At 32.4% G+C, this 20,069-nt stretch carries 20 protein-coding genes; 9 read left to right on the forward strand and 11 right to left on the reverse strand.

What is annotated here, in order from left to right; translation table 11 throughout:
- The first annotated feature begins 76 nt into the window (after nt 1-76).
- Both OS188_RS08945 and OS188_RS08950 read left to right on the forward strand, forming a co-directional pair.
- Entirely contained in the window at nt 77-1,039 is a 963-nt protein-coding gene (locus OS188_RS08945) for an alpha/beta fold hydrolase (protein ID WP_267148491.1), read from the forward strand.
- A 44-nt stretch (nt 1,040-1,083) separates the two neighbouring features.
- Nucleotides 1,084-1,581 (forward strand): hypothetical protein, encoded by a 498-nt coding sequence (locus OS188_RS08950; protein ID WP_267148492.1) that lies wholly within the window; start codon nt 1,084-1,086, stop codon nt 1,579-1,581.
- A 17-nt stretch (nt 1,582-1,598) separates the two neighbouring features.
- Here OS188_RS08950 and OS188_RS08955 read toward each other — a convergent pair whose 3' ends face one another.
- Nucleotides 1,599-3,092 carry a YfcC family protein gene (locus tag OS188_RS08955; RefSeq protein WP_267148493.1) on the reverse strand — a complete coding sequence of 498 codons (1,494 nt, stop codon included), beginning with the start codon at nt 3,090-3,092 and terminating at the stop codon, nt 1,599-1,601.
- A gap of 72 nt (nt 3,093-3,164) precedes the next feature.
- Here OS188_RS08955 and OS188_RS08960 point away from each other — a divergent pair, with 72 nt between their 5' ends.
- Nucleotides 3,165-3,830 carry a uracil-DNA glycosylase gene (locus tag OS188_RS08960; protein WP_267148561.1) on the forward strand — a complete coding sequence of 222 codons (666 nt, stop codon included), beginning with the start codon at nt 3,165-3,167 and terminating at the stop codon, nt 3,828-3,830.
- 298 nt (nt 3,831-4,128) lie between these two features.
- Here OS188_RS08960 and OS188_RS08965 read toward each other — a convergent pair whose 3' ends face one another.
- The 5 genes from OS188_RS08965 to OS188_RS08985 form a co-directional block, all read right to left on the reverse strand.
- The gene (locus OS188_RS08965; protein ID WP_267148494.1) at nt 4,129-4,983 is read right to left on the reverse strand and encodes a substrate-binding domain-containing protein; all 855 of its coding nucleotides are present in this window, start codon (nt 4,981-4,983) and stop codon (nt 4,129-4,131) included.
- A 45-nt stretch (nt 4,984-5,028) separates the two neighbouring features.
- Nucleotides 5,029-5,895 (reverse strand): nucleoside phosphorylase, encoded by an 867-nt coding sequence (locus tag OS188_RS08970; protein ID WP_267148495.1) that lies wholly within the window; start codon nt 5,893-5,895, stop codon nt 5,029-5,031.
- Entirely contained in the window at nt 5,885-6,826 is a 942-nt protein-coding gene (locus tag OS188_RS08975) for a DUF1835 domain-containing protein (RefSeq protein ID WP_267148496.1), read from the reverse strand. The genes OS188_RS08970 and OS188_RS08975 overlap by 11 nt, the downstream gene beginning before the upstream one ends.
- A complete protein-coding gene (locus OS188_RS08980) occupies nt 6,826-7,158 on the reverse strand; it encodes a translation initiation factor (protein ID WP_267148497.1) in 333 nt (110 codons plus the stop codon). The genes OS188_RS08975 and OS188_RS08980 overlap by 1 nt, the downstream gene beginning before the upstream one ends.
- A 73-nt stretch (nt 7,159-7,231) precedes the next feature.
- Entirely contained in the window at nt 7,232-8,182 is a 951-nt protein-coding gene (locus OS188_RS08985; protein ID WP_267148498.1) for an isopenicillin N synthase family dioxygenase, read from the reverse strand.
- Nucleotides 8,183-8,316: 134 nt separating this feature from the next.
- Here OS188_RS08985 and OS188_RS08990 point away from each other — a divergent pair, with 134 nt between their 5' ends.
- Nucleotides 8,317-10,314, forward strand: a complete 1,998-nt coding sequence (locus OS188_RS08990) for an alpha-ketoacid dehydrogenase subunit alpha/beta (RefSeq protein ID WP_267148562.1) — start codon at nt 8,317-8,319, stop codon at nt 10,312-10,314.
- Nucleotides 10,315-10,359: 45 nt separating this feature from the next.
- Here OS188_RS08990 and OS188_RS08995 read toward each other — a convergent pair whose 3' ends face one another.
- Nucleotides 10,360-11,673 (reverse strand): dipeptidase, encoded by a 1,314-nt coding sequence (locus OS188_RS08995; RefSeq protein WP_267148499.1) that lies wholly within the window; start codon nt 11,671-11,673, stop codon nt 10,360-10,362.
- Nucleotides 11,674-11,769: 96 nt separating this feature from the next.
- Between OS188_RS08995 and OS188_RS09000 the strand changes: the two genes are divergently transcribed.
- Complete coding sequence (locus OS188_RS09000) at nt 11,770-12,192, forward strand: 3D domain-containing protein (protein ID WP_267148500.1); 423 nt, start codon at nt 11,770-11,772, stop codon at nt 12,190-12,192.
- Between the two features lie 268 nt (nt 12,193-12,460).
- A complete protein-coding gene (locus tag OS188_RS09005) occupies nt 12,461-13,150 on the forward strand; it encodes a hypothetical protein (RefSeq protein WP_267148501.1) in 690 nt (229 codons plus the stop codon).
- Here OS188_RS09005 and OS188_RS09010 read toward each other — a convergent pair.
- Nucleotides 13,140-13,718 carry a pseudouridine synthase gene (locus OS188_RS09010; protein WP_267148563.1) on the reverse strand — a complete coding sequence of 193 codons (579 nt, stop codon included), beginning with the start codon at nt 13,716-13,718 and terminating at the stop codon, nt 13,140-13,142. The genes OS188_RS09005 and OS188_RS09010 overlap by 11 nt on opposite strands.
- Before the next feature lie 153 nt (nt 13,719-13,871).
- Between OS188_RS09010 and OS188_RS09015 the strand changes: the two genes are divergently transcribed.
- Nucleotides 13,872-15,431 (forward strand): DEAD/DEAH box helicase, encoded by a 1,560-nt coding sequence (locus tag OS188_RS09015; protein ID WP_267148502.1) that lies wholly within the window; start codon nt 13,872-13,874, stop codon nt 15,429-15,431.
- Nucleotides 15,432-15,610: 179 nt separating this feature from the next.
- Entirely contained in the window at nt 15,611-16,465 is an 855-nt protein-coding gene (locus OS188_RS09020) for a universal stress protein (protein ID WP_267148503.1), read from the forward strand.
- A gap of 123 nt (nt 16,466-16,588) precedes the next feature.
- Here OS188_RS09020 and OS188_RS09025 read toward each other — a convergent pair whose 3' ends face one another.
- Entirely contained in the window at nt 16,589-17,425 is an 837-nt protein-coding gene (locus tag OS188_RS09025; protein ID WP_267148504.1) for an OmpA/MotB family protein, read from the reverse strand.
- A 192-nt stretch (nt 17,426-17,617) separates the two neighbouring features.
- Here OS188_RS09025 and OS188_RS09030 point away from each other — a divergent pair, with 192 nt between their 5' ends.
- A complete protein-coding gene (locus OS188_RS09030) occupies nt 17,618-18,010 on the forward strand; it encodes a hypothetical protein (protein ID WP_267148505.1) in 393 nt (130 codons plus the stop codon).
- Nucleotides 18,011-18,098: 88 nt separating this feature from the next.
- Here the strand turns inward: OS188_RS09030 and OS188_RS09035 are convergent, their stop codons facing one another.
- Together OS188_RS09035 and OS188_RS09040 are read right to left on the reverse strand one after the other, a co-directional pair.
- Nucleotides 18,099-19,115: a S1C family serine protease gene (locus OS188_RS09035; RefSeq protein ID WP_267148506.1), complete on the reverse strand. Its 1,017-nt coding sequence runs from the start codon at nt 19,113-19,115 to the stop codon at nt 18,099-18,101.
- 58 nt (nt 19,116-19,173) lie between these two features.
- Nucleotides 19,174-19,983 carry a DUF1853 family protein gene (locus OS188_RS09040; protein WP_267148507.1) on the reverse strand — a complete coding sequence of 270 codons (810 nt, stop codon included), beginning with the start codon at nt 19,981-19,983 and terminating at the stop codon, nt 19,174-19,176.
- Nucleotides 19,984-20,069 lie beyond the last annotated feature (86 nt).

A 20,069-nucleotide genomic window follows, 5' to 3' on the forward strand; every position in this document is an offset into this window, starting at 1 on the left:
TTTTAAACAAATAAGCAACCTACTACTTTTGATGAATTAAATATTAATTAAATTTGAAAGCATAAAACCAAAATCCATGACTATAAAAAAAATCTGTTATGTCTTATTTATAACTTTCTTTATATTTAGTTGTAAAAATAAATATGAAAAATTTACTGAAAAACCGGATTATATTGTAAACCCTTCAGCAGAGAGGAAAGCTTATTTTGAAGCCTACGACGCTACTTTAAAAGTATGGGATGTTCCATTTAAAGAATTATACATTCCTACTACTTTTGGAACAGCTCATGTAGTAGTTAGTGGACCCGATTCCGGTGAGCCATTGGTTTTATTTCATGGAATGAATTCTAGTTCTACTATGTGGTATCCTAATATTAAAGCTCTTAATGCAGATTATCAGGTTTTTGCCATCGATTTTATTTTGGAACCGGGAAAATCATTTAAGACAAAAGAAATAGAAAGTACAGAGCAAATTGCAGCGTGGTACCAAGAAGTTATTTCTAAGCTTGAATTAAAATCCTATCACCTGGCAGGTGCTTCTAGAGGAGGTTGGTTGGCTGTTAATTTAGCTTTGCAAAACCAGGATAAAATAAAAAGTATGATTTTATTAAGTCCTGCTCAAACCTTTATATGGATTCGCCCAAGTGCAGATTTACTAAAAAATATAATTTATGCCTTTTCCTCAAAAGATAAGCAAATTCAGAAAAGCCTAGAGTCTATGTCTAATGATGTTAGTAATATTAATAAAAAATATATTGAACAATATGCCATTGGTAGAGAGTTAGATAGTACCAATAAGTTTGTTGTAGATATGATGCCTTTCTCTAAAGTAGACTTCCAATCTTTAAAAATGCCAGTTTTAGTAATGATTGGTGATAATGATGTTATTAATAATACGAAGTCTTTAAAAATAGCAGAAAAGTATATTGCAAATAACCAGACAGAAGAAATTAGTAATGCGGGTCATTTTTTATCTGTGGACCAGGCAGAAGTGGTAAACAATAAAATACTTGAATTTCTAAATAATATTAAGAAATAAGATCCTTCTGCGTTGGTGTATTATTAAATAAGCAAAGATAAGAAATGAAAATATTCCCTTCAGAAAAAATAGAGTTGTCTACTAAATTATCTAATCAAGAGGTTAGAAGTATTCTAAGAACTTACATTCGACCTAAAAAAATATTTAAATTTGGATTCAAAGCAGATAAAGAAAACAAACTTTTTGAAGGTTACTTTGAACAAGATAGATTTAAAATACAAAGAATAATAAGAGGGAGGAACTCATTTATTCCGCAAATAGAAGGACAAATTCAGCCACATACGGGAGGAACTAAACTAATCGCTTATTTAAAAATTCAGACCTTTGTGATTGTTTTTATGACTTTTTGGTTAGGTGGCGTTTCGTTATCGTTTATAACCATACTGGTTGGAGTAATTATGGAAGATACACCCCTTTTTGTAATAATATTTCCCTTAGTAATGCTTGTTTTTGGACTCGGATTAATTCAATATGGATTTAAACGAGAGCGAAAGAACTCAATAAACGATTTAAAACAAATTCTTGAAATTCCAATAGAGTAATACCTGGACAATTTTACTTACATATATACCTGAATAGTTAAAACAGTCATTGTTAGAATAGTTAAAAGAATTACTAACGGAGTAACAAACTTTAACCATTTGTCGTAGCCTACTTTTACAATAGCCAAGGAAGCTAATATTAATCCTGTTGGATTTATAAAAGCAAATAATCCCATTCCGTATTGATAGCAATTAACAATAATCTCTCTTCCAAATCCAACAGTATCTGCAAGGGGAGACATAATAGGCATGGTTAATACTGCCATTCCAGAAGAACTTGGAATAAAAAAGGACAATCCGCCATAAATAAATAGCATGACGTTAGCAAAAACGCCTTTATTCATACCTTCCGTAATATTACTGGAATGAAATAAAAGCGTATCGCTTATAAACCCATCTTCCATTAATACCGAAACACCCCTGGCAATACCAATAATAATAGCAACTCCTAATAAATCTCCAGCACCTTTTACAAAGGTTTCAACAAACTTTGCTTCCTGAATTTTCGCTATAAACCCAATAAGTATAGCACCGACAAAGAATACAGTTGTCATTTCTAGAAACCACCATTCTAATTGAGATACCCCAAAAATCATAACTACAAAACACATAGCAAACACGAATAAAATAAGACGTAAACGTGTTGATAGGACTACAGTAGCATTTGCAGAGGTTCCAAAAAGAGCTTCAATTTGTTCTTTTTGACTAAATATGATAGATTTAGAAGGTTCTTTTTTTACTTTATTCGCATAAATTAAGATATAAACAATACAAATAAGAGTTCCTAAGAACAACATTATTATACGCCCTGTTAAGCCTGTGGTCCAATTAATTCCTGCCGCATCAGATGCAATAATAACACTAAATGGGTTAACTGTAGAACACATAGTTCCAATAGAGGAGCCAATGTAAATAGCAGCTAAAGGCACTATAGCATCGTATTTGGCAGCTAAAAACATAGGGATTAAAATAGGGTAGAAGGCAATGGTTTCTTCTGCTAAACCAAAGGTTGTTCCTCCTAAAGCAACCAAAGAGGTAACTAAAATAATAAGAACATATTCATGACCTTTCAACGCCTTAGCTAACCAGGCAATACCTGCATCGAATGCTCCGGTCAAATTCATAATTCCAATAAGACCACCTATAATTAAAACAAGAAATATAATATCGGCAGCTTCAATAATTCCTTTTACTGGCGACTTAAAAAAAGCTAATACTCCTTGAGGCCTTGGTTCAACTTCTTGGTATGTGTCTGGAATGGAAATGGGTTTCCAAATATCACCATTAGTAAATTTCTCTAAAGGAATTTTTATATGTAATTCTTCTAAGGTTTCCTGGCTGGCTTCTAGAGTTTTAGTGCTTTCTAAATTGCTTCTTGTAAAGGTGTTATTCTCTTTATTATATGATAAGGAGTCGTATTTCCCTGCTGGAACAATCCATGTTAAAAGCGCCACAGCAGCAGCAATAATTAATAAGATAGTTTGTGCTGTTGGAAATTTAATATTTTTCAAATGTCTAATATTTTAAATTGAATACAGATAGTATTATTTTAGCGTCAACTTAGAAAAATGCGAAGATATAAAATGACCGCTAATATTGATAAAACTTGGTTGGCTTTTTTAGCAAAAGAATTTAATGCATCTTACTTTAAAAATTTAGAAAATTTTCTAGATAAGGAATATAGTCATTATACCTGCTATCCACCTAAAACAGACATATTTAATGCTTTTAATTATTGCAGTTTAGATAAACTGAAGGTAGTTATTATTGGACAAGATCCCTATCATGGTGCTGGGCAAGCAAATGGCTTGTGTTTTTCTGTTCAAAATGGAATAGCACATCCTCCTTCATTAAGAAATATATTTAAAGAATTGGAAAAAGATATGGGATTAGCTTATCCTAAAAGTGGCGATTTAACAAAATGGGCCCAACAAGGTGTGTTTTTATTAAATGCTACCTTAACGGTAAGAGAAGGGGAAGCTGGAAGTCATCAAAATCAAGGATGGGAAAAGTTTACAGATACTGTTATCAAACAGATTAGTGATGAAAAAGAGCATGTGGTTTTTTTACTATGGGGTGGATTTGCTAAAAAGAAAGCCAAATTAATCGATAAGAAAAAGCATGTAGTGTTGGAATCTGGACATCCATCTCCGTTAAGTGCAAATAGAGGATATTGGTTTGGAAATAGACATTTTAGTAAAACTAACTCCCTGTTGGAGCAAGTTGGGCTGAAGCAGATTCTTTGGTAGTTTCTGTATGAATAACTCTAGTTGATTTTTTTTCTACTTTCTCAACAGTGCCAATAGTTGTTTTATTACAGCTAAAAAATAGAAGTATAAAGTTTATGACAACCAACGAGGAAATTACAATAGCAATAGTAGAAAGCATAGACAACTTGTTTTTATTAATCCAAATTAGTCCAAATTTAAGGGTTTAGTTGTTAAAAATTAAATTTTTATTAACATTTTATTTAGAACTATCATTTTAAGGTGGTGAAAACTAGGTTGTTTCCTAATGTTTTAGGATATATTTATGTTAAATATCAAGTTAGATAGTAGCTATTAAATCTTTATAATTTAATGGTTTGGTTATAATATTTGTCTCCAATAACTGTTTTTGAATATTAGAGACGGTTTCTTTATTTAAAAGAGATTGAGACCATTCTGTTAAAGAAAGCCATTCTTGAACGTCTTCAACTTTCTGATTATACCTTTTAGCAATTATTTTATCAATGTCAGGAATGTCTTTAAATCCAATAGTTATATTATTAATAATTTCTAAAATAACTTTTACTTCGTCTCTATATAATTCCAAGGATTCATTTCTAGCGGCAATTACAAAGCAAGGCCAGGGTGTTGGGCAGTTACCAATATGTCTAAAAACACCTTGGTCTACCAAGGGTTTAGTCATAAATTTTTCCCACATAAAATAGTCGGCTTTCCCATTTGTTAAGCCTTTTACCGCACCTTCAAGATCTTTAATAACTTCAAACTGTAAATCCTTTTCTAAATCCCAGTTATTATTTTTAGCTTGTATATATGCCATTAAATGAGATCCAGAGCCAAAACGACTAATAGCGGCTTTGGATCCTTTTAATTGATCAATGGTTTTATAGTTTGAATTTTCAGCAACATGAATTCCCCAAATTAATGGCGTTTCTACAAAGGTTTGAATAATTCTACTTGGATTACCTTCGGTTATATCTTTAATTATTCCTTCGGTTAAAATAACAGCAAGATCGATATCTCCCTTCCTAAGAGCTTTAGTCATTGCTCCAGTACCACTTGGGTAGTCATCCCATCTTAAATTAATACCTGCTTTCTTAAAAAGTCCTTGTTTTAAAGCTAGGTACCAAGCTAAATTGAAATGTTCGGGTACACCACCAATATGAATTGTTTTCATTAAAAATAGTTTGATTTTTACTCTTCAAAAAGGAAGATAAAATATTTATACTAATTTGTTTAAAGTATAAGTTATTAATCTTTCCACTACTGCTTTTGGGTCTTTGCTAAACTGTCCGGTTGCTCTATTAGCGATAATGGCGTTTAACGAAAGTGCATGATGGCCTAATAATTTGGACAAGCCATAAATAGCTGAAGTTTCCATTTCTAAATTTGTAATTTTTAGACCTTCATAATTAAAGCTATCCATTTTTTCATTGAGTTTTGGGTCTTGTAATGGCAATCTTAGAGAACGTCCCTGAGCTCCGTAAAAACCACCTGCAGTTGCTGTTAAACCTTTGTAAATTTGATCGCTATCAAACCTTTCCTCCAGGGTCTTACTGTTAGTTATAGCTATTGGTCGAGCTTTATTAGCACTCCAGTTAGTATGCTTAATAAAGGCGTTTTCTATATCAGGATTTACAATATCGGCAATTTTATAAAAATGTAACATGCCATTAATATCTAATCCGTGAGAGCTCATTACAAAAGCATCTACTGGTACTTCTTTTTGTAAAGAACCGGATGTGCCCACTCTTACAAAATTTAATACGGCATGCGTATCTTTTGGTTTTCTGGTTTCAAAATCAATATTGGCTAATGCATCCAATTCATTTAAAACAATATCTATATTGTCTGGCCCAATTCCTGTAGATATAACCGTTAAACGTTTTCCTTTATATAGTCCGGTTTGGGTTTTAAATTCTCGTTTTTGTGTTGAAAACTCAATGCTATCAAAATGTTTGGTTATTTTTTCTACACGATCTTGATCTCCAACAAGAATAATGTTGTGAGCTATATGTTCCGGTTTTAAATTTAAATGATATACACTACCATCTGGATTTAAAATTAATTCTGAATCTTTAATTGACATTTAATGGTGTTTTAATTAATTTGTTTGTTTTGATGCAGTAGGAAAAATCTAAACGATTAACACCTCCATATTGAATGACGTTGTTAATTTCTCTTGAAAAATTATAACTTCCCATGATAGCTTCAAAACCTTTTCTGTTTAAAGTAATCTTATCTGGCTCTTCTGTATAGAAGATTTGTAATAAATTGATAAGTCTTTGTATTTGTAAATCTGAAAACCCATAATAACCTTGGTAATTTAATACATAGCCTATTAGTTGGTTTTTAGATTTTATATTTTTTTCTTTAATTAGGGTTAAAATATTCATTTCTAAAACGCTTAATCCTGTTTTTAAATTAGGAAAACGTTTTAAATGTGCTTTTAAACAATTGCTTAAATATTTAAAAGACGACTTTTGAGTTATATAAGGTTTAAGTAAATTATGATCTTGACCACAGTAGGTTTGCCATATGGAAATAGCAAGTTCCTTATCCGAGTCTGTTAATTTTATTTTATTCTTATAATGTTGCAATAATTGCTCTGCCGTTAATTCAGATAAAGCCTTTAAATCTGTTTCTCCTTTAACTCTGCCACTACATACTAAATAGAGTGGAAGATTGATTTGTTTTTCATGAAGTAGCTTTATTACAGCTAACATATTAATATGACAAAATAAATCGTATTCAAACCAAAGCACGATTTTTGAATAGCTTTCTGTTTCATTCAAGATGGCTATCTCTTCTCTAATCTCATTTTCGTTTATTTCTATTTGATAAAAACCATTTAAAAAAGCCTTTCTAGTTTCTAAAAACTCTTCGGTATTAACATTTGCAATGGTTGGACCTTCGCATAACATTTCTTGCCAAGTCAGGAAATCCCCAGCAATATCAAGTTCTTTTAAAAACTTTGTTAGAATATTTCCATTTGTTATATGTAAGATTTGGTCACTCATTATCCGCCTACGCGTTTCACTTGAAAGCCTTTGTCTTTTAAGATTTCCATTATTTTATCTCTAAAGTGACCTTGAATAATAATTTTATCATCTTTAAAACTTCCTCCAACACTTAAGGTTGTTTTAATTTCTTTGGCTAAGGCTTTAAAATCTTCGGTTGCTCCAGTATAGCCGTCTATAATAGTAATGGGTTTTCCTTTTCGTTTTTCGTATTTACAAAGTATCGGGTCGTCTTGGATCCATAAACCTTTTGCTTCATCTTTATTTTTGTCGGAAGAAGGTTCTGGTATATGTTCTGGAAAGAGGTTTTTTAATTGGTCTTGTAAATCCATAGTTCTAATTTGTAATCTTAATAAGCAGGTTAGTTCGTTACAGAAAGTAATACTTGAGTCTGTAGCTAAAAACTTATTTCTTAATTAATCCAAGTTCTATTAGGCGTTCATTTAAAAATTCTCCGGCAGTAATGTCTTCAAATTGTTTTGGATGGTCTTTATCTATACAGCTTTCTAAAACATCCAATTTCATATCGCTAATAGGATGCATAAAGAATGGAATAGAATAACGTGACGTTCCCCAGAGCTCTCTTGGCGGGTTAATAACTCGATGGATAGTAGACTTTAGTTTATTGTTGGTATGTCGGGAAAGCATGTCTCCCACATTAATCATTAATTCATCTGGCTGTGCAATGGCATCTAACCATTCTCCGTCATGATTTTGTACTTGCAAACCACGGCCCTGAGCACCCATTAATAAGGTAATAAGATTGATGTCTCCATGAGCAGCTGCACGAACTGCATTTTTAGGTTCTTCTAAAATTGGAGGATAATGAATAGGTCTTAGAATACTATTTCCATTATGAATATAATTGTCGAAATAAGTTTCTTTTAAGTTTAAATGTAAAGCTAAAGCACGTAGCACATACATTGCTGTTTTTTCTAGCATTCTGTATGTTTCTTTTCCTGTTCTATTGAATTCAGGAAGTTCTTTAACCTCAACGTTTTTAGGGTATTCTGCTTCTAATTTTGGGTTGTCTTCAACAAATTGTCCAAAATGCCAAAACTCTTTTAAATCGCCTTCTTTTTTGCCTTTTGCACTTTCTTTTCTAAAGGAGATATAACCTCTTTGTCCACCAATACCTTCAATTTCATATTTTTGTTTAGTTTCAAGTGGCAGAGAAAAGAATTTTTTTATTTCACTATATAAGTTGTCTATTAACTCGTCGTCTAAAAAATGACCTTTTAAGGCAACAAAACCTATTTCTTCGTAAGCCTTTCCAATTTCATCAACAAATTTTTGTTTTCTTACTGGATCTCCCGATGTAAAATCGTTTAAGTTAACGCTAGGTATAATATTCATAAGTATTCAATTTAAATGAGTGTATTACAAATGTACGAAAACAATATAAAGTTTTACTCACTAAATATTTTAAGATTAACAATTGGAATACGCAATTTATAGTATATTTGAAAAACCTTTTTTTTATGAGTACCATGGTGTCTAAACCTACAGCTATACAATACAGTAAAGCAAATCTAGATTCTACAGACTTGTTAGAATTATATAAAAACATGTTGAAGCCTCGCCTAATAGAAGAGAAAATGCTCATTCTATTGCGTCAGGGAAAAGTTTCCAAATGGTTTTCTGGCATTGGGCAGGAAGCTATTTCAGTGGGAGTAACTATGTCTTTGCAAAATGACGAGTATATTTTACCTATGCACCGAAACTTAGGTGTTTTCACTACTAGAGAAATTCCCTTATACCGATTATTTAGTCAGTGGCAGGGAAAAGCCAATGGCTTTACAAAAGGACGTGACAGATCTTTTCATTTTGGAACCCAAGAATTTAAAATAGTCGGGATGATCTCGCATTTAGGACCTCAGTTAGGGGTTGCAGATGGGATTGCTTTAGCTAGTAAGCTGCAGAACAAAAACCAGGTAACAGCGGTATTTACTGGAGAAGGAGGTACTAGCGAAGGAGATTTTCATGAAGCATTAAATGTGGCTTCCGTATGGCAACTACCTGTGCTTTTTTGTGTAGAGAACAATGGTTATGGCTTATCGACACCAACTAACGAGCAATATAACTGTAAGGATATTGCAGATCGAGCTTTAGGTTACGGAATGGAATCTCATATTATTGATGGAAATAACATAATTGAAGTATATACCAAAGTAAGAGATTTAGCTGAAAGCATCAGACAGAATCCTCGTCCTGTATTGGTTGAATTTAAAACCTTTAGAATGCGTGGGCATGAAGAGGCTAGTGGTACCAAATATGTTCCACAAGACTTATTAGATGCCTGGGCTAAAAAAGATCCACTTGAAAACTTTCAAAACTTTCTTAAAGAAGAAGGGATTTTAACCGAAGAGCAAGAGGCTTCGTTTAGAGAAGATATTATGCAAGAAATTAATGAGAATCTTCAAAAAGCAAACGATGAAGAAGCTATTGTTTCTAATGAAAGTGATGAGTTAAATGATGTTTACAAAAAATTTGATTATCAGGAGGTTGTAAAAAATTCAGAAACAAAAGAGGTTCGTTTAATTGACGCTATTTCTGAGGGTTTAAAACAATCTATGAAGCAACATGACAACCTTGTTATTATGGGGCAGGACGTTGCTGAATACGGTGGCGTTTTTAAAATTACTGAAGGTTTTGTAGAGCAATTTGGAAAAGACAGAGTACGAAATACGCCAATTTGCGAATCTGCTATAGTAGAAACGGGAATGGGCTTATCTATTGCTGGAATGAAATCTGTAGTTGAAATGCAATTTGCAGATTTTGTGACTTCAGGCTTTAATCCTGTGGTTAATTATTTAGCAAAATCTCATTACAGATGGAATCAACAAGCAGATGTTGTAGTTAGAATGCCTTGTGGTGCTGGAGTTGCAGCTGGACCTTTCCATTCGCAAACAAATGAAGCCTGGTTTACAAAAACTCCAGGTTTAAAGGTGGTATATCCTGCCTTTCCTGCAGATGCCAAAGGTTTATTGGCAACAGCAATAAACGATCCTAATCCGGTGTTGTTTTTTGAACACAAAGCATTATATAGAAGTATTAGACAAGAAGTCCCAACAGATTACTTTACACTTCCTTTTGGAAAAGCATCGCTTTTAAGAGAAGGAAACGATGTCACTATTATCTCTTATGGAGCTGGAGTACATTGGGCTTTAGAAACTTTAGATAAGAACCCGGATATTCAAGCTGATTTATTAGATTTAAGAACTTTACAGCCTTTAGATAAAGAAGCTATTTATGCTTCGGTAAAGAAAACAGGGAGAGCCATTATTTTACAAGAAGATTCTTTGTTTGGTGGAATAGCATCAGATATATCATCTATGATTATGGAAAACTGTTTTGAAGATTTAGATGCACCAGTTAAGCGTGTAGCTAGTATGGAAACACCTATTCCGTTTATAAATCAATTAGAGGATCAATATTTAGCCAAAGGAAAGTTTGAAACTAGCTTAAAAGATTTACTAGCTTATTAAATAAGTTATATATAAACAAAAAAGAGAGCCAAATGGCTCTCTTTTTTATTTCTGAGATTCAGCATAAGCTTGGACTTCATCCAAAACTCGTAGTAGATTTCCACTCCAAATCATGCTAATTTGTTCTTCTGTATATCCACGTTTAACTAATTCTAGGGTTACATTAAAAGTTTCAGAGGCATCATCCCATCCTTCAATACCACCACCGCCATCAAAATCGCTACTAATACCTACATGCTCCAGTCCAATTTTTTCAACTATATAGTCAATGTGATCTACTAAATCTGATACATTTGCATTAGGAGGGAAGCCTTCAATTTTATTTGCCTTAGCATTGGCAATGTTTATTACTTTTTTATAATACCCGAAGAAAGCTTCTCTTTCTAATGGGGCTAAGGCCATAACTTCATTTATAGAAGCATACCAATTAAGATCTAATGAGTCTGCAACTTCTTTTTGAATGGTATAAATCTCTTTATTTCTTTCATCCATTTTGGTTTTATTTACAAACTCATCTAAAGCGACCACTTGTACAACTCCACCATTTTCTTTTAACCATTGTAGCTGCTCGTCATCCAAATTTCTACTTACATCACTTAAAGCTCTTGCTGAAGAATGTGAAGCTATTATAGGAGTTTTGCTCAATGCAATCATTTGTTTCATGGCTTCTTTGGATGGGTGAGAGACGTCCACCATAATTCCTAAACGATTCATTTCGGCAATAACCTGTTCTCCTAGGTCGCTTAATCCATTGTTTAACCAGATGTTATCTTCTTCTCCGGTATGACTATCGCTTAACTGATTATGGCCATTATGAGCCAAGGACATATAACGTGCGCCAAGATTATAAAACTCTTCCACACGATTTATGTCTAATCCTATAGGATATCCGTTTTCAACGCCAATCATGGCTACTTTTTTTCCAGACGCGTGAATTCGCCTAACATCATCAGAGGTTAAAGCTAATTCTATTTGCTCCGGTGCAAATTTATCTACTAAGTTATGAATAGCATCAAAATGATCCATGGCACTTTGATAAGCTTTTTTATAACCTGCATCCGTTAAGGTGTCTTGAGCCGTATAAACAATAAACCATGCCACATCCAAACCTCCCGCCTTCATTTTAGGTAAGGTTACTTGAGCGTTTACATCTTGCGAATAATTAATAGAATCTGTAAAGTTTTTTAGGTTAAAATCGTCGTGAGTATCAAGGGTAATTACCCGTTCGTGAATGCCTTTAGCACGTTCTATTAAAGAGATGGTATCGTTCGTCATATTTGATTCTGTAGTTTTTTTTGTTTCATTTTTGCAAGACATGCAAATTAGAAAAACAGCAAAAAATAAAAGTTGAAATTTCATGGTTTATAGGTTTTAGTGTGTTGTGAAGTTACAAAAAGTAAGACAGAATTTAGTTCTCTTTAAAAATTGTATATTTAATCAAGCATTAAAAAAAAAATGATTTTAAAGTTATTTCTATCCATATCGCTATTTTTTTGGAGTTTTACCTGTACTCATGTGGAGACAGATCCATATACTTGGAAACCGTTAAAGGTTACAGCAACAGCTTACAACTCCTTAGCCTATCAAACAGATAATAACCCGCAAATTACTGCTTTTGGTGACAGCTTAAAACCTGGAAAAAAGTATATTGCAGTTTCTAGAGACTTGGAAGCTTTGGGTTTATCGCATAATACGCCTGTTACAATTGAAGGTCTTAAAGGGATTTACTTAGTTAAAGATAAAATGAATTCTCGCTGGGTAAATAAAATAGATATTTATATGGGCAAAGATGTGAAAGCCGCCAGAGAATGGGGAAGAAAAAAAGTTCATATTATGTATAGAGTTCTAAAAGAACAAGAAGATGAGTCTCAGTACTAAGAATTCCTATTTAATATAGTTTAAAGCATTTCTATAAAAACTATTTTTACTAGTCTAGACCTAATATGTTATTAGATTTAATCTAAAACAATTAAATAACAGAAGGTTATAAGTGCAGTAAAATTGTTTTCTATATTAGAAATAAGAATAAATCATTAAAGTTTTTATAAAATCATTGCATATTACTTTTTAAGGTACGATTTTTGAACTTATAACGTTTTAAATTTAATAATTTAATAGCATTATTTCTAAATTTATAAACTGGACCATGAAATATCTTTGTTTCATTTTTTGTTTGATTTCTTTGTCTGCATTTTCTCAGATAGATTCCAGTCAGGAATCTACCAGTATTCCTGCAGTTGAAAGCGATAAAGGAACTGAAGGAGAATCTTTATTTGAGTCAAAGCCTATTGAAAATAGGGGATTAGGAAGTTCGAATTCCGATAGAATTAATGGGCTGTCTGTTCCTAAACAAAACGAGTTGTCTAATCCTAACGAGCAAGGGTTTTCTATGTTTGGTGGAGAAAAATTTGGTAATCCTGCCGAGTTATACACCAAGCAATTAGATAGACATAACCAAAATACCATGGAAGAATCTGGTTCTAACAGACAATATGGAAGTACAACCAATCAGTATCTGGGTGATTTCAAAACAGGGGTTTCTAGAGTAAATATTGTTTATAGAGACCATCAATACCCAGATGGCGATCGCGTTCGGATTTTTGTAAATGATGATGTGGTTATATCAAACGTGACATTACAATCTTCGTTTAGTGGTTTTCAATTAGATTTAGTTGAAGGTTTTAATAAAATTGACTTTTTGGCGCTTAATCAAGGATCTTCTGGCCCTAATACAGCAGAGCTTCAAGTTATGGATGACGATGGAAATGTCATTGCTTCTGGGGCTTGGAATTTAGCCACTGGAGTAAAAGCCACGCTTATAGTTATTAAAGAATAGTTGCTATATCTTCAACTTCTCCCGGTTGCATTTGTTCTAAGTGAAAATCACCAATCCGTATACGCACCAATCTTAAGGTAGGAAAACCTATGGCTGAAGTCATTTTTCGCACTTGTCTAAATTTCCCTTCGGTTAAGGTAATTGAGAGCCAGCTTGTGGGACCATGTTTTTTATCTCTAACAAAACGTTCAGGAACTTTTGGAGGCGTATTAAAATAAAGAGCATCAGTAGCTTTTGTCAGATAAGGTTTTCCATCGACTGAAATTTCAACACCTTGTTTTAGTTTTTTTATAGCTTCTGCTGTAATTAGACCATCAACCATGACATAATATTCCTTTTCAACTTGTGAGCTTCTAATATGTTCACTCATTTTTCCATCAGTTGTTAGTAGCAGTAAACCTTCAGATTTTTCATCTAATCTGCCAATTGCCATAATACGTTCTGGAAACTTATAAAGTGTGCCTAAAAGTTTTTTATTTCGTCTTTTAGATTGATTATTAACAAATTGACTCAAATAACCATAAGGTTTATAGAGTTTAAAATGCTGATGTTTTTTAGAATTAGGCATATTATAATAAAAAAGTGAGTCTGTATTAAAATAGAGAAGTTGACCATTCTTAATTCCCATGAACTGCAAATGTTAAAAATTCTTAAGAATTTTATTCCGTTTTAAGGCTAAAATACCCTAAAAAGACCTTATTTTTGCACATTGACAAATTTTATGAGCAAGACAGTTACATCTTTAGAATTAGAAGACAGACGCGTAGGGAAGGACCTTTATAGTTATCAAAAAGGTGCTATTGATAAGATTTTTAAATGCTTTGAAGAGGCGCCCGAAGACTACCATTTATTATATCAATTGCCAACAGGTGGAGGAAAAACAGTTATTTTTTCTGAAATTGTAAGACAATATTTAAAACATCACAAGAAAAAAGTGCTGGTTATGACTCACAGAATTGAGTTATGCCGACAAACATCTACCATGTTAGAAGAGTTTGGGGTGGATAATAAAGTGGTAAGTAGTAAAGCTAATTTAGACGACCAGGCACAATACAGTTGTTTTGTGGCTATGGTGGAAACCTTAAATAACCGTTTACAGGAAGACAAATTAGACATTTCTGATATTGGACTAGTTATTATCGATGAAGCTCATTACAATTCCTTTACAAAACTGTTTAAATACTTCGAGAAGTCCTTTATTTTAGGAGTTACAGCAACTCCTTTAAGCTCTAATATTAAACTTCCAATGAAGGATAATTACGATGAGCTTATTGTTGGAGAAACCATCGAGTCTTTAATAAAGAATGAGTTCTTATCTCAAGCGGAAATTTATTCTTACAATGTAGGTTTAACCTCTTTAATTGTTGGTGCTAACGGAGATTATACCGTAAAGTCTTCTGAAGATTTATATACCAATAACGACATGCTCACTAAGCTAATGCAGGCTTATGAAGAACGTTCAAAAGGAAAAAAGACACTTATTTTTAATAATGGTATTAACACTTCTTTACACGTATATGATACGTTTCGTGCTGCAGGTTATCCAGTAGCTCATTTAGATAATACCAATACTAAAAAAGAAAGAAAGAAAATATTAAAATGGTTTAGAGATACTCCAGATGCTATTCTTACCTCGGTAAGTATTTTAACCACTGGGTTCGATGAGCCAACTGTAGAGTCTATTATTCTTAACAGAGCTACAAAATCTTTAACCTTATACTACCAAATGATAGGGCGTGGGTCGCGTATATTAAAGAATAAATCGACTTTTAATGTTATCGATTTAGGAAACAATCTACACAGATTTGGACCATGGGGAGCAGATTTAGATTGGCAACGTATTTTTAAATCGCCTAATTATTATTTAGATAATATTTTAAGCGATGAGGAGCTAGAGGATAACTTTAGATACGAAATGCCGGACGAATTAAGAGCTGAGTTTGGAAACTCCGATGTGGTTTATTTTAATATAAAAGAAACCTATATAGATGCAGTGAGAAAAGGGGAGTCTTCTAAAGTTGTTTTGGAACGATCCATAGAACATCATGCAAAAATTTGTATAGAAAACAGTGAAGATTTGTACGATGCTTTAGACCTTGCTAAAAAGTTAGGAGATGATATAGACTATAGAATTCACCGTTATACTAAATGTATTAGCAAAAGCACTTATAATTTTGTGGAATGGTTAAAAGACGACTACAGAAAAAAGCTTAGAGCTTATTTAAGATCTAATTTTGACGAAGTTTTTGAAGAAATTCACGGGAGACCAGCAGAGAGTTAATTCTCAAATTTTAAAATAAATAGAATATAACTTACTTACAGAAGAGCCTTCTTTTATCCGGATTAATCGCTCTATGATTAACTGGTTTTTATTGTCGGAGAATCTTAATTTAAAAGTGATAAATATCACAGCACATTTTAGAAATAAATAATATCTTTAAACTAATAAATTTAATTTAGATGAATAAGATATTATTACCAACAGATTTTTCTGCAAACTCTTGGGATGCCATATGTTATGCTTTAAAACTGTTTAAAGATAAAGAGTGCATATTTTATTTAATGCATTCTTTGGAACCCTTAGTTTCTGCCCCATCTACGGCTGTTACTTCCAGAAGAGCTCAAGAAGCGATCTCTAATTCAAGACGTACTGAGTCGGAAACAGAAATGGATAAGGTTTTATCCCATATTCAAGAACTTCCAACAAATAAAAAGCATAGCTTTAAAACCCTATTGGTTCACGATTATTTTTTAAGTGCGGTACAAGGAACTGCTAAAAAATTAGAAATAGATATAGTGATAGTTGGTACAAAAGGCGCCGGGGCTATTAAAGAAGTAACTATTGGAAGTAATACAGCTAATTTAATTAACAAATTAACTTGTCCAATAATTGCTGTTCCCCAAGATACCTTAAGTAACGATATGAGAGAAATTGGTTTTGCAACAGACCTTTCTATCGATTATTACGGAGACGAACTCGATTTATTAAAGGACATTGCAATTAGTAATAAGTCTAAAATTTCTGTAGTACATGTTATTGGTAAAAATGAAAATATGACTCCAGAATTGCTTGAAAATAAGTTGGCATTAGAAATGACCTTAAAACCAATACCTATGGATTTCTATCTTATTACAGATGTTTCTGTAGACGTAGGAACCCGCATTTTTAGTGAAAGTAGAAAATTAGGAATGCTTTGTATTATTAATAAGAAACGTAGTTTTTTTGAAAAGATGTTTAGTAGAAACAATAGCAAGTCTATTAGTAGCAACCTGAATGTGCCTTTAATTATTTTTAATCATAAAAGTTCTAATTAAAGAAATAATTGAATTAGAAAGGCTGTTATCCAAAAGAAAACCGATTTAGACATAATAAAAAAGACGTTATCTGGCTGATAACGTCTTTTTTTGGACTAATTAGTATATAATATTGAGGGTATATTATTCGTTTGAAGCCATTAAGGCAAAAAACTTGTTAATGTTTGGTAGAATAATAATTCTAGTACGTCTGTTTTTAGATCTGTTCTCTTTCGTATCGTTATCAACTAAAGGTTGATAAAAGCTTCTTCCAGATGCAATTAATTTTTCTGGAGCTACATTAAAATCACTTTGTAATTTTTTAACAACAGATGTTGCACGTAATACACTTAAATCCCAGTTGTCTTTTACAGCTGCATTTGGTACCATTAATTGACTGTCTGTATGACCTTCAACCATAACGTCTAGGCTTTCTTCCGAATTGATAACATCTGCAATTTTCTGTAAAATATTGTTTGCTTTATTACTCACTCTATAACTTCCAGAGTTGAATAACATTTTATCCGAAATTGAAATCATAACTACTGTTTCGTTAATATCAATAGCAATGTCTTCGTCTTCATTCATATTAGATGTATCCATAGATTTACGTAGATTATAACCTACAGCTAAATTCATAGAATCTTTTAAAGTTTTAGCCTGAGCTAAATCTTCTGGATTTACATGTTCTAATGTAGCTTCCATTTGTTTTCTTGTATCGTTAGAGATAATCATATCTTCTCCAACAGTTACAAATTTAGCGTCATTTTCTTCGGTTAAAGTGCTAATTTTAGTGTTGTAAGTATCTATTCTAGATTGAATTTCATCGAATTTAGCTTCTAAATCCTCTTTTTCAACTTGAGTTTTTTGAAGTTGACTTCTAATTTCTCCATTCTCTTGTTCCAAAGCAACATATTTCTTTTTAGAAACACATGCGGACATTAAAATACCTGTTAGTATAAAAATTGAAATTTTTCTCATAATCTAAGTTATCGTTTTTTTTGGTTTGTTATATATGTACGAATACAGAAGGGTCGTGGACGTTTCAACTTTGATTTTATACTTTTTTTAACAGTTTTTAAGAGCGGAAAAATGGATTGTTTTTGATGTTAAATTTTCTTAAAAATTTGATTTTTAGCGCTCTGTGTTTTAATTTTAAGTAAAACAAAAAAGATGAAACGTTCTCTATTATTTACTTTATTATTAATAATTACGACAAACTTATTGGCCCAAGATCCTTATTTACAAAAGTCGGATAACTCCTTAAAAGATGAAGTTTCGACAATAACCAATGCTTATAATAAAGAGATAGCACTAGATGGTAAGCAATTGGGACTTTTTGAAATTAAAGTAGAAGAGTTTTTAATTCGAAGAAAAAAGATTGAATCTCTGCTGGAAGGCAAAGAGAAACTAAAGACTTTATATAAGCTACAAGAAGAGGAGACTTTGGAAATGCAAGATATATTAACACATAATCAGCTCCAGGTTTACAAGGAAGTAAAACCACGAATTCAGCCCATTGAAAGACTTGAGCCCTCAACAGATTTGCCAACTTCTAAAGAATAAAACATATTTTAAACAGTCAAATCAGGTGTTTAAATAGAGCTATGGTGTTTTTATAAGAACAAATTAACTTTCTCGAAATAAAATTAGCTTATTTATATTTTAACGTTAAGATTTTCCCGTCTCGATAAACAGTAACTGTAAACTGAGGATTATCGCCCATACTATTAGCAAACTCTGCCAGTTTATTTAAGTTAGAATCGCTTAAATCAATTGTAATATCATTAAAGCCTAAAATAATATCCCCACCTAAAATTAATTTCTGATTGGCAATCATTGCTTCAGTATCTCCACCTTTAATACCCATTTCCCCAAAAATAGAACTATCAACCACACGTTGCACCAAAAGAGCATTGGCTTGTGGCACATTTAAAAGTTCACACTCTTTAGTTGAAAGTGTATGCATATCTGCACCCAGCCATGGCATTTTATCATTCAATAATAATTTGGCAGCTAGGTTAGAAGTACTTGCGTATCCAATACCATCAAAACCGCCAGAACGTGTAGCAATACTGCTAACTACACCCACAACTTCTCCTTTTAGATTAAACATGGGGCCCCCGGAATTCCCTTGATTTATAGCGGCATCGGTTTGAATAAACTCCCGATTAACAAAGGGGTTTTTACCTTCAAATTGTTTTCTAATTCCACTGACATAACCAGCAGAAAGAGAAGCTCCTTGTCCGTAAGGTGCACCAATTATAAAAATTTGTTCTCCAATTTCTAAAGCATCAGAATCTCCAAGCTTTACCGTAACAGGATTGATACGAGGTCTAAAAAGTTTAATTAATGCAATATCCGCACTTTTATAAGAACTTACCACCGATGCTGGAATAATATCTCCATCGGGAAATAAAACACTTATTTTTTCGGGAACTGTTACTACATGCGCAGCCGTTAGAATTAATCTATCTGAAATCATAAAACCAGAGCCCAAACCTTCTTTTTCAACGAAACTAGCTTTAGATTCTTCAGAAGTAACAATATCTTTTTCGGAAGTAATAATAATTACAACAGCAGGACTAACTTCTTTGTAGATTTCTGAAAGATCTTGTGCGTGAACAAATAAGCTTGAAAATGTAAACAGTAATAAATAAACGTGTTTCATAAGAAATGATTGGTTTTAAGCTAGCAAATTTACTTATTTTTTTAGTGATTTTGACTGATTACCACCAAACAACAAAACATTTTTTTAGTTCGCCATTAGGAAGCTTTATCCAAATTAGAGGTGCCGTTTTATTTTCTAAAATGGGAGTTATACTTTCTAAAAACAAAGTATATGTAAGCCAAGTCACTTGTGTATGTGGCTCCTGTAACCAATTGGCTTTACTGGGAATAAGGAATTTAGACGTTTTAAATTGAGAAATCTCGCCCTGTTTTAAATAAAATCCAACCACAGAGGCCGAATTAATAAGTTTCAAATCGGGAATTGTTTTGTTAAAAGGCAGAAATAACTGAGCTTTAAATAAGACCTGTTGTTTTATTTCTTCAATATTGATATTGTGTTTCTCTAAGTATTTAGAAGTTTCTGGATGATAGAGTAGTGGTAACTGCTTGTTTTTCAGTTTGTCCAGTTTCTGAATTAAGCTGTCTTTTCTATTAGGTCCAATCCAATGCTCTAAGGAGTTTGAACCAACAGATTCATCATACACATAAAATTTATAGATAATTTCTAAATGTACAGGTTGACTATTTATAAGTATCAAACCATCCATTTCTCCTATAGTGTGTTTTTCTTTCTGAATCTGGAGGTTTTCAAAAACAATTTTAATCTGAGGCAGCTGTTTTAATTGAAAAAACACAAATTGCTCCACGCGTTTTCCTAAACGGATATTTTTAGGAAGCGTTTCGTTAAAACTAATGGACCATTTAGAAGATAGTTCTAATTGTTGTAAATTATAAACATCTTGATTACGCCATAAATTTTGAGTATTGACATATCCCTGGTATTGTAAATTCAAATCTTTGAGGTCCATAACTGCAAATTACAAATTCGATATTTTAACAAATCATTTAAATATAAGATTATTTTAATAGTTATTTTTAAAACCTATTAAACCAA

The organism is Xanthomarina sp. F1114 (genome assembly GCF_026410255.1).
Taxonomy (GTDB): domain Bacteria; phylum Bacteroidota; class Bacteroidia; order Flavobacteriales; family Flavobacteriaceae; genus Xanthomarina.